At 36.4% G+C, this 16287-nt stretch carries 18 protein-coding genes and 1 other annotated feature; all 18 genes read left to right on the top strand.

The window, feature by feature from the left end:
- Positions 1 to 42: 42 nt before the first annotated feature.
- The gene (gene spoIIGA / locus R4Z10_RS13915; RefSeq protein WP_338469899.1) at positions 43 to 1002 is read left to right on the top strand and encodes a sigma-E processing peptidase SpoIIGA; all 960 of its coding nucleotides are present in this window, start codon (positions 43 to 45) and stop codon (positions 1000 to 1002) included.
- Between the two features lie 27 nt (positions 1003 to 1029).
- Positions 1030 to 1749, top strand: a complete 720-nt coding sequence (gene sigE / locus R4Z10_RS13910; protein WP_338469898.1) for an RNA polymerase sporulation sigma factor SigE — start codon at positions 1030 to 1032, stop codon at positions 1747 to 1749.
- Between the two features lie 158 nt (positions 1750 to 1907).
- Positions 1908 to 2690 carry an RNA polymerase sporulation sigma factor SigG gene (sigG, locus tag R4Z10_RS13905; protein WP_338469897.1) on the top strand — a complete coding sequence of 261 codons (783 nt, stop codon included), beginning with the start codon at positions 1908 to 1910 and terminating at the stop codon, positions 2688 to 2690.
- Between the two features lie 181 nt (positions 2691 to 2871).
- Positions 2872 to 3141 carry a YlmC/YmxH family sporulation protein gene (locus tag R4Z10_RS13900; protein WP_338469896.1) on the top strand — a complete coding sequence of 90 codons (270 nt, stop codon included), beginning with the start codon at positions 2872 to 2874 and terminating at the stop codon, positions 3139 to 3141.
- 75 nt (positions 3142 to 3216) lie between these two features.
- Positions 3217 to 4041, top strand: coding sequence for a peptidoglycan editing factor PgeF (pgeF, locus tag R4Z10_RS13895; protein ID WP_338469895.1), 825 nt, complete (start codon positions 3217 to 3219; stop codon positions 4039 to 4041).
- Between the two features lie 4 nt (positions 4042 to 4045).
- Complete coding sequence (locus tag R4Z10_RS13890; RefSeq protein ID WP_338469894.1) at positions 4046 to 4723, top strand: YggS family pyridoxal phosphate-dependent enzyme; 678 nt, start codon at positions 4046 to 4048, stop codon at positions 4721 to 4723.
- 12 nt (positions 4724 to 4735) lie between these two features.
- Entirely contained in the window at positions 4736 to 5164 is a 429-nt protein-coding gene (locus R4Z10_RS13885; RefSeq protein WP_338469893.1) for a cell division protein SepF, read from the top strand.
- A gap of 6 nt (positions 5165 to 5170) precedes the next feature.
- Positions 5171 to 5434 carry a YggT family protein gene (locus tag R4Z10_RS13880; protein ID WP_338469892.1) on the top strand — a complete coding sequence of 88 codons (264 nt, stop codon included), beginning with the start codon at positions 5171 to 5173 and terminating at the stop codon, positions 5432 to 5434.
- Positions 5435 to 5563: 129 nt separating this feature from the next.
- A complete protein-coding gene (locus tag R4Z10_RS13875) occupies positions 5564 to 6334 on the top strand; it encodes an RNA-binding protein (RefSeq protein ID WP_338473246.1) in 771 nt (256 codons plus the stop codon).
- Between the two features lie 82 nt (positions 6335 to 6416).
- The gene (locus tag R4Z10_RS13870) at positions 6417 to 6932 is read left to right on the top strand and encodes a DivIVA domain-containing protein (protein ID WP_338469891.1); all 516 of its coding nucleotides are present in this window, start codon (positions 6417 to 6419) and stop codon (positions 6930 to 6932) included.
- A gap of 56 nt (positions 6933 to 6988) precedes the next feature.
- Positions 6989 to 7233: a binding site (T-box leader), on the top strand.
- Between the two features lie 60 nt (positions 7234 to 7293).
- Entirely contained in the window at positions 7294 to 10065 is a 2772-nt protein-coding gene (ileS, locus tag R4Z10_RS13865; protein WP_338469890.1) for an isoleucine--tRNA ligase, read from the top strand.
- A 180-nt stretch (positions 10066 to 10245) separates the two neighbouring features.
- Entirely contained in the window at positions 10246 to 10524 is a 279-nt protein-coding gene (locus R4Z10_RS13860; protein WP_338469889.1) for a hypothetical protein, read from the top strand.
- Positions 10525 to 10605: 81 nt separating this feature from the next.
- Entirely contained in the window at positions 10606 to 11097 is a 492-nt protein-coding gene (lspA, locus tag R4Z10_RS13855; protein WP_338469888.1) for a signal peptidase II, read from the top strand.
- Positions 11069 to 11980, top strand: a complete 912-nt coding sequence (locus R4Z10_RS13850) for an RluA family pseudouridine synthase (protein ID WP_338469887.1) — start codon at positions 11069 to 11071, stop codon at positions 11978 to 11980. The genes lspA and R4Z10_RS13850 overlap by 29 nt, the downstream gene beginning before the upstream one ends.
- Before the next feature lie 232 nt (positions 11981 to 12212).
- The gene (gene pyrR / locus R4Z10_RS13845; RefSeq protein WP_338469886.1) at positions 12213 to 12755 is read left to right on the top strand and encodes a bifunctional pyr operon transcriptional regulator/uracil phosphoribosyltransferase PyrR; all 543 of its coding nucleotides are present in this window, start codon (positions 12213 to 12215) and stop codon (positions 12753 to 12755) included.
- Positions 12756 to 12793: 38 nt separating this feature from the next.
- Positions 12794 to 14083, top strand: a complete 1290-nt coding sequence (locus tag R4Z10_RS13840) for a solute carrier family 23 protein (protein WP_338469885.1) — start codon at positions 12794 to 12796, stop codon at positions 14081 to 14083.
- A gap of 22 nt (positions 14084 to 14105) precedes the next feature.
- A complete protein-coding gene (locus R4Z10_RS13835) occupies positions 14106 to 15044 on the top strand; it encodes an aspartate carbamoyltransferase catalytic subunit (RefSeq protein WP_338469884.1) in 939 nt (312 codons plus the stop codon).
- Positions 15007 to 16287: a dihydroorotase gene (locus R4Z10_RS13830; RefSeq protein WP_338469883.1), complete on the top strand. Its 1281-nt coding sequence runs from the start codon at positions 15007 to 15009 to the stop codon at positions 16285 to 16287. The genes R4Z10_RS13835 and R4Z10_RS13830 overlap by 38 nt, the downstream gene beginning before the upstream one ends.

The raw sequence follows: 16287 nt of genomic DNA, 5'->3' as shown, positions 1-16287 counted from the left end.
ACTTTTTAATATGAGATTGAAAAAAATAGAGGAGGGTGCTATTTGAATGTATATCTTGATATTATTTGGCTGTTGAATTTTTTATTTGATAGCCTCCTTCTTTATTTAACTGCATTAATTCTTAAGAGAGATGTGCATTTTTGGAGAGTTGCTGTAGGAGGATTGATCGGTTCTATTATTATCTTATTATCGATGACCCCTTACCATGCAACATTTAGTCATCCGTTCACAAAATTAATGTTTTCCATTTTTATGATTCTTTCGGTATTTGGATTTAAACGCTTTAAATACTTTATAAGCGGATTAATGACGTTCTATTTAATCACTTTTTTAGTAGGAGGATCACTGATTGGTGTCCATTATTTTACGAGATTTGATATGAATTTCTCATCCTCTTTGTTTATGGCGAATGTTCAAGGATTTGGTGATCCAGTCAGCTGGTTGTTTGTCATCCTAGGTTTTCCAATTGCTTGGCATTTTTCTAGAAAAAATTTTGACCGAATTGAAATGACTAAAATTCAATATGATCAACTTGTCAATGTGGAAATCGAATTAGAGGGGAAAGTCTATTCATTTAAAGGACTTGTTGATAGTGGAAATCAGTTATATGATCCGATTACGAAATGGCCTGTTATGTTTGTCTCTGTACGTAAAATATTCAATGATTTAAGTGAAGAATTAAAAACAATCACTGGAGAAGCTGAAGCAGTCATGATGGGAGACAGGTCAATAGCCGAAAACTGGGAGCACAAAATGCGTGTCGTTCCTTACAAAGTAATGGGGAAAGAACATCAACTCATTATTGCACTAAGGCCTGATCAAATGACAATCCAACACAATAATGAGCTTAAAAAAATAGAGAAGGGCTTAATTTCTTTAACCACACAACAGCTTTCATCAGACGATGCTTTCCAATGTATTGTTCATCCCAAAATGCTGATTAATGGGAAGAACATAAATATTAATAAACAATGTAATGAATCAATAGAGTTAACGGTCTAATTTTAATCGACTATGAGGAGGAAAACGATGAAAACTCTTAAACTCAAATTATCTTATATTTGGTACAAACTATTAATGAAACTAGGCTTGAGAACTGATGAGGTTTTTTATATTGGTGGAAGTGAAGCATTGCCACCTCCTCTTAATAAAGAAGAAGAGGCTATGTTAATCGAAAAGTTACCGAATGGGGATAAAGCAGCCAGATCAATCCTTATTGAAAGGAATCTAAGGTTGGTTGTTTATATAGCAAGGAAATTTGAAAACACTGGAATCAACATTGAGGATTTAATAAGTATTGGCACGATTGGTCTAATTAAAGCTGTTAATACATTTAATCCAGAGAAGAAAATTAAATTGGCTACATATGCATCTAGATGTATTGAAAATGAAATATTAATGTATTTAAGAAGGAATAATAAGATTCGCTCAGAAGTTTCATTTGACGAACCATTAAACATTGATTGGGATGGAAACGAATTACTTCTTTCGGATGTATTAGGAACTGAAGAAGACATCATTACAAAGGATTTAGAAGCAAGTGTGGATAAAAAACTATTATTAAAAGCACTTCATCAACTTTCTGATCGAGAAAAACAAATTATGGAGCTTAGGTTTGGGCTTGGCAGCGGTGAGGAAAAAACGCAAAAAGATGTTGCGGATATGCTGGGAATTTCTCAATCCTATATCTCACGACTTGAAAAAAGAATCATTAAAAGATTAAAAAAGGAATTTAATAAAATGGTTTAAAGAAAAAATTTTATATATTATAAAATGCGGTAGGATTCAACATTTTATGAGGAATTCTACCTTTTTTTGACTGGATCCGCTTTTTCGCTCATGCATATTTTTCCTTGCAGGGGAAATACTGTTTTTTGTACAGCAACTCCTGTAAGGAGGGAAATGGATTGACTCGAAATAAAGTTGAAATTTGCGGTGTTGATACATCAAAACTTCCAGTATTAAAGAACGAAGAAATGAGATTGCTTTTTAAGAAAGTACAGCAAGAAGGAGATTTATCCGCACGTGAACAGCTCGTTAACGGAAACTTGCGCCTTGTATTAAGCGTCATCCAACGTTTTAATAATAGGGGAGAGTTTGTTGATGATCTATTTCAAGTTGGCTGTATTGGACTTATGAAATCAATTGATAATTTTGATTTAAGTCAAAACGTGAAGTTCTCTACTTATGCAGTGCCAATGATTATTGGAGAAATACGACGCTATTTGCGGGACAATAATCCGATCCGTGTTTCTCGGTCATTACGGGATATTGCATACAAAGCATTACAAGTTCGTGAGCGATTGATGAGTAAAACATCACGGGAACCAACAGCTGAAGAAATTGCAAAAGAGCTTGATGTGCCACATGAGGAAATTGTATTTGCATTAGATGCGATTCAAGATCCTGTTTCGCTATTTGAACCCATCTACAATGATGGAGGAGATCCTATTTTTGTTGTGGATCAATTAAGTGATGAAAAGAATAAGGACATTAATTGGATTGAGGAAATTGCTCTCAAAGAGGGCATGCGGAGATTAAATGACCGAGAAAAATTAATTTTACGAAAAAGATTTTTTCAGGGTAAAACACAAATGGAAGTTGCTGAGGAAATTGGTATATCACAGGCCCAAGTTTCTCGTCTAGAAAAAGCCGCAATCAAACAGATGAACAAAAATATTCAAAGTTAAAACTGCCATCATGGCAGTTTTTTTAACGTTAATTCTATAATTAAGGTTTAACCATCCGTGGATGCCACCAATTTTCTCGGCGCAAATTAGCAAGTGAAGTTGATTTTTTTATTTCATTCATTTTTACCCTATTGATTGTCATATACATGTGATAAGGCGAGAGATAATAGGAGTGAGATGAATGGTAAGAATTTCTGAGTTTCAAATAAAAGATGTTGTAAATGTCGGAGATGGAAAAAAGCTTGGGAATATCAGTGATATTGATATCAATTTACAAACAGGAAAAATAGAAGCAATTATTATATCCGGAACCGGTAAAATCCTTGGCTTTTTCGGTAAGGAGGAAGAAGTCATTATTCCATGGCGCAATATTTTAAAAATTGGTGAAGATGTAATATTAGTTAGGTTTAAAGAAGCAAATGAATTTAGTGGACAGGATGAGGATGATTAGATTCCTTTTTTTACTAGGAACTGCTTTGGTTGTATGATAAAATAGAAAAATAGAAATTTAAAACGAGGTATGTTTATGGATCCTTTTATTCTTAAAGATAAAGAGTACTTTCACCTTCCTGATTGGGTCCGAAAATCTCCTGATTTAGCAGTTGGATTTACAACCAAAAACGGCGGTCTTAGTCAAGGTAAACTAGATAGTTTGAATATGGGGTTTCATGTAAATGACCGTACAAACAATGTTTGCGAGAACCGTCAAATAGTAGCACAAAAATTAGGTTTTCCGACCGATCATTGGGTTGGTGCAGAACAAACACATGAAGTAAATATAAAAACAATTTCATCCACTGATAAAGGCAAGGGTGGAAATGATTATGAGTCAGCATTTAGCCGTACCGATGGATTTATTACCTTTGAACGTGGCATTTTACTGACTTTATGTTATGCTGACTGTGTCCCTATTTACTTCTTACACCCCCAATCAAAAGCAATTGGAGTTGCCCATGCGGGATGGAAAGGTACAGTAGGTGGCATTGCCCAAAAGATGATTCAGAATTTTCAATTCTATGGAATTCATCCAAGTGAGATTCTAGTGGCAATCGGCCCTTCTATATGCGAAAATTGTTATATAGTTGATGACTATGTCATAAATTTAGTGCAAAATAGACTAGAAGGTGTCGAATCTAAACCATACAAGGAAGTTAGTCCAAATCAATATGCATTAAATTTAAAAGAATGTAATAAAGAAATACTTATATCGGCAGGAGTACTGCGAGAGAACATCCTTGTTACCCAACTTTGCACCAGTTGCAGTAAAGACTATTTTTATTCCCATCGAAGAGACCAAGGTAGTACCGGCCGAATGATTAGTTTTATTGGCTGGAAGGAGGCCAATTTTTAAAGAAATGAAAGTCGAACAAAACTTACAAGCTATACAAGAAAAAATTGCAAACGCCTGTGTGAAGGCAAATCGCAATCCAGATGAAGTAAACATTATAGCCGTTACAAAATACGTTTCAATTGAGCGCGCAAAAGAGGCGCTTGACGCAGGGGTTACCCATCTCGGTGAAAATTATGCTGAAGGCTTAAATGCGAAATGGGAAGAGTTGCAGGACAAGCCAAATTGGCATTTTATCGGTTCACTGCAATCCCGAAAAGTGAAGAATATTATTGATAAGGTCGATTACATTCATTCCCTTGATCGACTTTCGGTAGCGAAAGAGATTAATAAACGGAGTAATCGAGTCATCAAATGTTTCGTGCAGGTAAATGTCTCTGGTGAAGAATCCAAGCACGGAATCCAACCTGAAGAGTTAACAAGCTTTATAGAGGCTTTAAAGGATTATCCCAATGTTGAAGTGGTTGGATTAATGACGATGGCACCTCTAACGGATGATGAATCAGTATTAAGACATTGTTTTCAAACATTAAAATCTTTACAAATACAAGTACAGCAAATGGAACTAGAATATGCGCCGTGTACAGAGTTGTCGATGGGAATGTCAAATGATTATGCAATTGCAGTAGAAGAAGGGGCAACAATGATACGCATAGGAACAGCTCTCGTCGGGGAAGAAAAGTAGGAGGTTCCCAATATGAGTATTAAATCTAAATTTAAAACATTCTTCTTTTTGGATGATGACTATGCAGAGGAAGAAGAATACGAGGAAGAATATGAACCGGAAAAAAAACATAAACCGGTTCAAAAGCAAAATGTTGTTAGCCTTCAAAGCATTCAACAATCATCCAAAGTAATTTTAATTGAACCTCGTGTGTATGCAGAAGCCCAAGATATCGCGGATGAATTACGAAACCGGAAAGCAGTAGTTGTAAATCTTCAACGGATTGAGCATGACCAAGCAAGAAGAATTGTAGACTTTTTAAGTGGTACTGTCTATGCCATTGGTGGAGACATTCAAAAGATTGGAACAGATATTTTCCTCTGTACTCCAGATAATATCGAAGTTACTGGATCAATTTCAGAACTTCTTTCGGACAAGGAATTTGAACACTCGAGGTGGTAAAGTTTAATGTTCTTTATTATTGATCTTATAGCACGGTTAATCAGTATTTATTCTTGGGCATTAATTATCTATATTTTAATGTCATGGTTTCCAAATGCTAGAGGCACAAGAATTGGGCAACTTTTAGCACGAATTTGTGAACCCTATTTGGAGCCGTTTAGGCGATTTATTCCTCCACTTGGAATGATTGATCTTTCTCCGCTTGTCGCATTATTTGTGTTGAGATTTGCAACGGTCGGTCTCTATAATTTACCTAGGTTATTTATGTGATTTTTAACTTTATAAATCCAGACGCAAATTCGGCGGAGAGAAATTTGATTATCGAGCAATTTGAAGGGGCTCAAAAGTTAGTCCCTTTTTCTGTTGGAAAGAGTTACAATTAGAGTAAAGGTGAAGAATATGTCCATTTATCAGCACTTTCGTCCCGAGGAGCGAGGTTTTATAGACCAAGCGATCAATTGGAAGCAATTTGTAGAAGATACATATGCACCTAAATTAACTGATTTTCTTGATCCTCGTGAACAGCAAATTCTTGAATCCGTTGTTGGCCATCAAAATCTAAACATTAGCTATTTTGGTGGTTCCGATTATACGGAACGAAAACGTGCTGTTATTTATCCTGAATATTATGAGGTTACAGTAGAGGATTATAATATTGTTTTGTTTGAAGTGAAATACCCTAATAAATTTGTTAATTTGACACATCCTCAAGTATTGGGAAGTTTGATGTCAATCGGATTGAAAAGAGATAAATTTGGAGATATTTTGTTATCAAATGACAGGATTCAGTTTTTTTGTGCAGAGGAAATAGCCGATTATGTACAATTAGAAGTGCAATCAATCGGAAAAGCAAATGTTGAACTGTTTAAACAGCCTATTTCAGATGCCATCTTTCAACAAGAACAATGGGTTGAAACAATGATTACTGTTTCTTCACTCAGGCTTGACGTGATGAATGCAACTATTTATCAAATATCAAGGCAAAAATCTCAGACATTAATTAAGTCGGGATTGGTTAAGGTGAATTGGAAGCTTATAGATAGCACCTCTTTTGAATGTGGTGAAGGGGATACCATCTCTGTACGTGGACATGGACGAAGTAAAATTTTTTCTTTTGACGGAAAATCTAAAAAGGAAAAATGGAAAATTTTAATTGGAAAACAAAAATAATCCATTTTTTTGAAGGAATATAAAAGATTTTGTCGAAATGGTAACAGTGACAAACTAGAGAAAATACTTGGGAGGTGGCACTATGCCATTAACGCCATTAGATATACATAATAAGGAGTTTAGTAAAGGGTTCCGCGGCTATGATGAGGATGAAGTCAATGAATTCCTTGATCAAGTAATCAAGGACTACGAAATGGTTATCCGTGAAAAAAAAGAATTAGAAGAGCGTCTAAATGAAATGTCTGAACGTGTAGGACACTTCAACACAATTGAAGAGACACTCAATAAATCCATCCTCGTTGCCCAAGAGGCTGCTGAAGAGGTAAAGCGTAATGCACAAAAAGAAGCAAAACTAATTATCAAAGAAGCCGAAAAAAATTCAGATCGAATTGTCAATGAATCTTTATCAAAAGCTAGAAAAATTGCGATGGAAATCGAGGAATTGAAGAAACAGTCTAAAGTATTTAGAACTCGTTTTAAAATGTTAATTGAAGCTCAGCTAGACTTGCTAAATACGGACGATTGGGATCATCTTTTACAATATGAGTTGGATGCAACAGAGTTAAATGCTTTAAAAGAAGAAGATTCCTTAGCATAACTTGACGTTTATCACGAAAAGGAATATAATTTTTAAAAATCTTAATATATAAATTAAAATTGACGAAGATAGGGACAGTACGACTTATATTCTTATAAACAGCGAACTAGGGGTGGTGGAAGCCTAGTAATAAGCCTAAGTTCGGAAGATCACCCTTGAGTTCCTTTGCTGAAAATCTAGCATAAATTTGCTAATTTGTAGTAGGCGTAGGCGTTTCATTTGCGTTAAAAATGATAGGAGCGGATAAAATTTATTTTTATCTACAAGGGTGGTACCGCGGGAAAACCTTCTCGTCCCTTTTAGGGATGTGAAGGTTTTTTTATTTGTCTTTTTTTACTAGTGAATAGATGGAGGAAGTATAATGGATTACAAAGACACATTATTAATGCCAAAAACAGATTTTCCGATGCGGGGCAATTTGCCGAAGCGCGAACCTGAAATTCAAGCGAAATGGGAAGAAGTTGATATTTATAAATTAGTTCAAGAAAGAACAAAAGATCGTCCGATGTTTGTATTGCATGATGGACCTCCATATGCAAATGGCGATATTCATATGGGTCATGCCTTAAATAAAGTTTTAAAAGATTTTATTGTTCGATACAAGTCAATGAGTGGTTACAATGCTCCGTATGTTCCAGGTTGGGATACTCACGGCTTACCAATTGAGCAAGCATTAACAAATAAAGGTGTAAAACGTAAAGAAATGACGGTTGCAGAATTTAGAAATCTTTGTGAAAAGTATGCATATGAGCAAATTGATAATCAGCGTACACAATTCAAGCGTCTAGGGGTTCGTGGTGATTGGGACCGTCCATACATTACGTTAGAGCCTGCTTACGAAGCACAACAAATTAAAGTGTTTGGTGAAATGGCAAAAAAGGGCTACATTTATAAAGGGTTAAAACCAGTCTATTGGTCTCCAACGAGTGAATCAGCCTTAGCTGAAGCGGAAATTGAATATAAAGATAAGAAATCCCCGTCTATTTATGTTGGATTTAAGGTAAAAGATGGAAAAGGTGTATTGGATACTGATGTTGAAATTGTGATTTGGACGACAACTCCATGGACGATTCCGGCAAACCTTGGGATTTCAGTACATCCGGATTTAAAATACGTCGTAGTTTCAGTAAAAGATCGAAAATATCTTGTGGCAGAAGCTTTACTAGAATCGGTGAAAAATGAAATTGGCTGGGAAGAGGCAGAAGTAGTGCAAACCATTAAAGGCCAAGAATTAGATCGAATGGTTGCATCCCATCCCATTTATGGAAGAGATTCTCTTGTTATGTTAGGGGAACACGTAACAACAGATGCGGGTACAGGTTGTGTTCATACAGCACCAGGACATGGGGAAGATGACTTTTATATTGGTCAAAAATATGACTTAGATGTGCTATGTCCTGTTGATGATAAAGGTGTCATGACCAAGGAAGCACCTGGATTTGAAGGATTGTTTTATGATAAAGCGAATAAAGCGATTACAGAAAAGTTAGAAGAAGTAGGGGCCTTATTAAAACTAAGCTTTATTACTCACTCATATCCACATGATTGGAGAACCAAAAAACCGATCATTTTCCGTGCAACTGCCCAATGGTTTGCTTCCATTAAAGATTTTAGAGCAGAATTATTAGAAGCAGTGAAAGAAACAAAATGGGTTCCAGCTTGGGGCGAAACAAGATTATTTAATATGGTACGAGATCGTGGAGATTGGTGTATTTCTAGGCAGCGTGCATGGGGTGTGCCAATTCCAGTATTCTATGCTGAAAATGGCGAACCAATTATTACGGATGAGACAATTGAACATGTATCGAATTTATTCCGTAAGCATGGTTCAAATGTATGGTTTGAACGGGAAGCAAAAGATTTACTTCCAGAAGGATTTATCCATCAAGGCAGTCCGAACGGTATCTTTACAAAAGAAACTGATATTATGGATGTGTGGTTTGATTCAGGGTCTTCCCACCAAGCTGTATTGTTAGAACGTGATGACCTGCAAAGACCTGCTGATCTTTACTTAGAAGGATCTGACCAATACCGTGGTTGGTTTAACTCTTCATTGTCTACAGCAGTAGCGGTTACAGGGAAAGCACCATACAAAGGGGTATTAAGTCATGGATTTGCTTTAGATGGCGAAGGAAGAAAAATGAGTAAGTCTCTTGGTAATGTCGTGATTCCTGCAAAAGTAATGAACCAATATGGAGCTGATATTCTTCGTCTCTGGGTAGCCTCTGTTGATTATCAGGCAGATGTTCGCGTATCAGATGCGATTCTTAAACAAGTGGCTGAAGTGTATCGCAAAATTAGAAATACTTTCCGTTTCTTACTTGGAAATTTAACTGATTTTAATCCAGAAAAGGACACAGTAGCCTATGGAGATTTACGTGAAGTTGATCAATTTATGCTTGCGAAGTTAAATCGACTTGTTAAACAAGTTCGCGATCACTATGAGAATTATGAATATGCAAGTATTTATCATGAAGTAAACAATTTCTGTACCCTTGATTTGAGTTCGTTCTATCTTGATTTTGCCAAAGATATTTTATATATTGAGGCTAAAGATCAATCTGATCGTCGTTGCATTCAAACTGTGCTTTACGAAAGTTTACTTTCATTAACTAAATTAGTAGCTCCTATTTTATCTCATACTGCTGATGAGGTATGGAGTTTCATCCCTGCAGTTAAAGAGCAGAGTGTTCAATTAACAGATATGCCTGAAGTGAAGGAAGTACCTCAAGCTGAGGAATTATTAACAAAATGGTCTAAGTTTATGAATTTACGCGATGATGTTTTAAAAGCATTAGAAGAAGCTCGTAATGAGAAGGTCATTGGTAAATCTTTAACAGCGAAAGTAACATTATACGTTAAAGATGATACGAAGGAATTGCTGGAATCGATTAATGAAAATCTACAACAACTTTTCATTGTTTCTGATTTTGAAATCGCCGGTTCTTATGCACAAGCTCCAGAGCAAGCAGTAAAGCTTGATCATGCGGCAATTGTCATTACCAAAGCAGAAGGTGAAACATGTGATCGTTGTTGGACAGTCACTCCACATGTTGGTAAAGTAGCGGAACATCCAACCCTTTGTAAACGTTGTGCAGAAGTGGTGAAAGAAAACTACAGCCATTTAGCTTAATAAATTCTTTTTATAAAATGCACGAGACTTTTCATTTGTGAAAAAGTCTCGTGCATTTTTATTTTTAGCTAAATATTCCTTCAACGTTAATACTTGTTTGTCTTGTCAATACTTTTATCGTTTTTTGAAAAAATCAGTGGGTATGATAAAAGGAAACAAAAAATGAACGGAGGTAACGATATGGATCAACAATATATTGAAATCTATTCAGAACTCCGTAAAACGAGACAAGAATTAATCGAAAAAATTCACTCTTGCTCACCAATAGTAAAACCGTTTATTGAAGAGGAGTTACAAGATGTTGAAACAGCGCTTATGAAACTTGAAAAAGGAACATATGGTACTTGTGAAATATCTGGTGAGTTAATTCCAAGCGAACTTCTATTGGTTGTCCCCACTTTAAAATCAATGGAGGACTGTAAAACTCTTCAATTTATAATGAATCAAACAACAATATAAAGACTGTCGTTTTCGAAAGTAGTATGCTAAAATGCAAAGGGAGAATTATTACTCTATTGTTATTAATTGGAGGGTGCCTTTGTGTTTTACTATTTTATCGCAATACTGATTATTGTTTTTGATCAATTGACAAAATGGTTGGTTATAAAGCATATGGAACTAGGGGAAAGCATACCCATTATCGAAGGTTTTTTGTATTTTACATCCCATCGTAATCGTGGTGCAGCTTGGGGCATTTTAGAAGGACAAATGTGGTTTTTCTATATTATTACAGTAATCGTTATAATTGGGATTATCTTTTATATGCAAAAGTCAAAAGATGAGGGAGCTTTATTTAAATGGGCCTTATCGTTAATGCTAGGTGGTGCTATTGGAAATTTTATTGATCGAGTATTACGCCAGGAAGTCGTTGATTTTATTCATACATACCCATTTGGTTATAATTTTCCTATTTTTAATATTGCTGATTCGTCCCTTGTAATTGGTGTAGCATTATTAATTATACATATGTTTCGAGAAGAGAAAAAGGAAAAGGAGAAAGTAAATGCAGATAGTGGAACACACGGTTCTTGAGCAGGAGTCAGCTCAGCGAATTGATAAGGTAATAACGAACCTAAATTCAGAATGGTCAAGAACACAAGTCCAGCAATGGATTAAAGAAGGGCAAGTCCTCGTTAATGATCAACCTGTTAAAACAAATTATAAGTGTAATGTTAATGATGCGATCCGAATTATGATTCCAGCTCCTGAAGTGCTTGATGTTATTCCTGAGGAGATGGATTTAGATATTTATTATGAGGATTCCGATGTGATTGTTGTTAACAAACCAAAAGGCATGGTTGTTCATCCGGCCGCTGGCCATGTAACAGGCACGTTAGTTAATGGATTAATGGCCCATTGTAAAGATTTATCAGGGATTAATGGTGTATTAAGACCGGGAATCGTCCATCGAATTGATAAAGATACATCAGGGTTATTAATGGTTGCCAAAAATGATAAGGCACATGAACACTTAGTGAACCAACTTGTTAATAAAACCGTAATGAGAAAATATAAAGCCCTCGTTCATGGAAATATCAGTCATGATTATGGAACGATAGATGCTCCTATTGGCAGGGATCAAAAGGATCGTCAGAGCATGGCTGTAGTCGAGAATGGGAAACATGCAGTCACCCATTTTCATGTGATCGAGCGTTTTAATGACTATACATTTGTTGAATGTCGTTTAGAAACAGGACGTACTCATCAAATTCGTGTCCATATGAAATATATAGGCTATCCTTTAGTGGGAGATCCAAAATATGGTCCACGTAAAACTTTAGAAATTAATGGTCAAGCACTGCATGCAGCGATTCTTGGTTTTACTCATCCTTCAACAGAAGAATACTTAGAATTCGAAGCACCATTGCCAACTGAGTTTGAAGAGATTCTGGCAAAAGTGAAAAATAATCATTGACAAAGATCTCCATGTACATTAAGATTTACTTAACTGAATAAGTCCTTTAAATCAGTCCCGTGAGGCTGAGAAGGAGACGGATTTATCATTTAAAAGTACGAGATACTTCTTTAAATGATATTAGTTTATGGATTCGTGTGCCCTCTTGCCTCCTGGTAAGAGGGTTTTTTATTTTTCGAAATAAAGCCATACTAAGATAAGAATAAGGAGACAGTAGAAAGGGTGTAGAACAATGCCACAAAAGGCAATTGTATTAGATGAACAAGCAATCCGGAGAGCTCTAACAAGAATTGCTCATGAAATTATTGAAAAGAATAAAGGAATCGATCATTTACTTTTAGTGGGAATTCGCACGAGGGGCATTTATATTGCCAATCGACTTGCTGAAAGAATTAAGCAAATTGAAGGAAAGAGCGTTCCGGTAGGAGATTTAGATATCACTTTATATCGTGATGATTTATCCGTTAAAACGGTCAATCAAGAACCACTTGTAAAAGGGTTGCATATTGAGCAAAATATTCAAGATCAAACAGTCATTTTAGTCGATGATGTCCTTTATACAGGTAGGACAGTTAGAGCAGCGCTAGATGCAATTATAGATAGCGGTCGCCCAAGTGCCATTCAATTAGCTGTTTTAGTGGATAGAGGTCATAGGGAGCTGCCAATTAGGGCTGATTATGTTGGGAAAAATATACCAACATCAAGTTCTGAAAAGATCGTCGTTGAATTAAGTGAAGTTGATTCAAGCGACCAAGTAAGTATACATGAAAAGTAATGAATTACATTATTTAAACAGCTTTGGAGGAAAACATCTTGAGTAAACAACAACCAGTTTTAGACATTAAAGACATACCGTCTCCATTTCAATGGCTGACTTTAAGCTTCCAGCACTTATTTGCCATGTTCGGTGCAACGGTGTTAGTACCAGTATTAGTAGGATTAAGTCCAGCAGTAGCGCTCATTTCAAGTGGAATTGCCACGATCTTGTTTCTCATCTTTACAAAATGGCAAGTACCTGCATATTTAGGATCTTCATTTGCATTTATCGCACCCATCATAGCCGCAACAGCAGCTGAAGGAACGGGAGGGGCTATGATTGGCTGCTTCATGATCGGAATCGTTTATATCATAGTAGCTTTTGTCATAAAAGTTTCTGGCTATCAATGGATTATGAAATTATTGCCGCCTATCGTCGTAGGTCCAGTCATTATGGTAATCGGACTCGCACTAGCACCAACAGCGGTAGGAATGGCTATGAATAATCCAAAGGGTGAATATGATTTAGCCTATTTTTCAGCAGGAATTGTAACACTGATTGCTACCATCTTATTTTCAGTATTCTCGAAAGGGTTTTTAGGTCAAGTTTCAATATTAGCTGGAATTATCGTCGGCTATATCTACTCTGTCATCATTGGAATTGTAAATTTTACTCCAGTATTACAAGCAAGTTGGTTCGAATGGCCTGAGTTTGTGGTTCCATTTGTTGATTATGAGGTCACAATATCTACAGATATCATGCTTTTAATGATTCCGATTTCAATCGTTACGATTTCTGAACATATTGGACATCAACTGGTATTAAGTAAAGTAGTAGGTAAAGATTACATTAAAGAGCCTGGTTTGCATCGTTCCATTCTTGGAGATGGTTTAGGTACAATGATATCAGCAATAATCGGGGGACCACCAAAGACCACATATGGTGAAAATATTGGCGTATTGGCAATCACAAAGGTTTACAGTGTATATATCATTTTAGGAGCTGCAGTTTTTGCACTGATTTTAGGGTTTATTGGAAAGATGACTGCTTTAATAAATACAATTCCACAACCGGTAATGGGGGGCGTCTCCATTCTATTATTTGGGATCATCGCTTCCTCGGGATTACGAATGTTAATTGATAATAAAGTGGACTTTAGTAAAAATCGCAACTTGGCCATTGCCTCTGTAATCTTAGTTTTGGGAATAGGTGGAGCTTTTATCCAAGTTTGGTCCATCCAACTTCAAGGAATGGCTTTTGCTGCAATCGCTGGGGTTGTTCTAAACTTAGTTTTACCTGGGAAGGAAAAAATTGAAGACGATATTTTTGAAACGCAATTAGATTAAACATAACAAAGGGGATGAGTTCATGAACCATTTATTATCGACCACTTCATTATCAATTAGTGAAATCACGGCTATTCTTAAAGATGCTGATGATTTTTCGAAAGGTAAACAATGGACTCCAGGAGAGCAAATGTTTATATCTAATTTATTTTTTGAGCCAAGTACACGAACAAAATCTAGTTTCGAAGTAGCCGAAAGAAAACTTGGTTTAGAGGTAATTCCATTTGAGGCCGGTACTTCAAGTGTTTTAAAAGGGGAAACGTTGTATGATACCGTACGCACACTTGAATCTATTGGTGTAAACGCAGTTGTCATTAGACATCAAATGGATAATTATTTTAATGAGCTAGTGGGCAGGGTTGGGATCCCGATTATCAATGCAGGGGATGGGTGTGGTCATCATCCTACCCAATCCCTGCTGGATTTACTAACCATCAAAAAAGAATTCGGTCGTTTTGAAGGACTTAAAGTAGCCATTATCGGCGATATCACACATAGCCGTGTAGCTCGGTCAAATGCTGATGTTCTAACAAGATTAGGGGCAAAGGTAGTTTTTTCAGGACCACAAATGTGGTTTGATGACTCTCTTCTCGAAAATGGAAGTTATGAAAATATTGACTCTGCTATTGAAACATCTGATGTTGTTATGCTACTTCGAATCCAACACGAAAGACATGACAATAATGGCAATGCGGTTGAGGGAAATTATCACAAAGAATACGGTTTAACCATTGATAGAGAAAAACGCATGAAACCAAACAGTATTATTATGCATCCGGCTCCTGTAAATCGAAATGTCGAAATTGCGGATGAATTAGTAGAATGCAAAAGATCAAGAATTTTTAAACAAATGGAAAATGGAGTTTTCGTACGAATGGCCGTTATTAAACGGGCACTAGGAAATCAAAAAGGGGGAATCAACCATGTCAATACTCATAAAAAATGGCCAGTTGCTTATTAATGAAGAATGGGTGCAAGGAGATTTGTATATTGTAGACGGTTTAATTAAAGAAATTGGTAGAGACCTTTCACATATTGAGGCAGAGAAAATGATTGATGCAAAATCTCTAGTCGTTGCTCCAGGTTTCATTGATCTTCATGTTCATTTGCGAGAACCAGGTGGTGAAAAGAAAGAAACCATTGAAAGCGGTACTCTTTCTGCAGCAAAAGGTGGATTTACAACAGTTGCTGCTATGCCAAATACGAGACCTGTCCCGGATTCCAAGGAACAATTGCAATGGTTAAATAATCGAATTAAAGAAACAGCTTCAGTTAAAGTCTTACCATATGGATCAATTACGGTCAGAGAAGCAGGTCAAGAGTTAACAAACTTTGTAGATTTAAAAGAAGCTGGAGCATTTGCTTTAACAGATGATGGGGTTGGAGTCCAATCAGCGGGAATGATGTTAGAAGCGATGAAAAAGGCTGCTGAGGTTGGTTTACCAATTGTCGCTCACTGTGAAGACAATAGCTTAATTAATAAAGGTTCTGTTCATGAAGGTTCGTTTTCCGAAAGCCATGGAATTAATGGCATTCCATCCGTTTGTGAATCAGTCCATATTGCGAGAGATGTGCTTTTGGCAGAGGCAGCTAATTGTCATTATCATGTTTGTCACATAAGTACAAAAGAATCCGTTCGTACAGTAAGAGATGCAAAACGCGCTGGAATTAATGTGACAGCTGAAGTAACTCCTCATCACTTAATACTATGCGATGAAGATATTCCTGGGTTAGATACGAACTATAAGATGAATCCTCCTTTACGTAGCTCTTTAGATCGTGAAGCCTTAATACAAGGACTTTTAGATGGTACGATCGACTTTATTGCTACAGATCACGCGCCACATACGAGTGAAGAAAAAGCAGAAGGAATGGTGCTAGCCCCATTTGGAATCGTTGGTTTAGAAACAGCATTTCCTCTTTTATATACTCACTTTGTTGAAAAAGGCATTTTAACATTAGAACAGTTAATTGAGCTTATGGCCAAAAAACCAGCAGAAACATTCGGATTAAACTTAGGAAAGTTGGAAGAAGGGTTCCCCGCGGATGTTGTTTTACTTGATTTAAATCTTGAAAAGACGATTAATCCGGAAACTTTCTTATCGAAAGGTAGAAACACTCCATTTGCAGGTTGGAATTGTAAAGGTTGGCCAGTAGTAACCATTGTAGATGGGGTCATAGCTTGGGAAAAGGGACGTGAATAA

The sequence above is a fragment of the Niallia sp. XMNu-256 genome (assembly GCF_036670015.1).
Taxonomy (GTDB): Bacteria; Bacillota; Bacilli; order Bacillales; family Cytobacillaceae; genus Bacillus_BD.
This window is presented reverse-complemented; position numbering and strand designations above follow the sequence as displayed.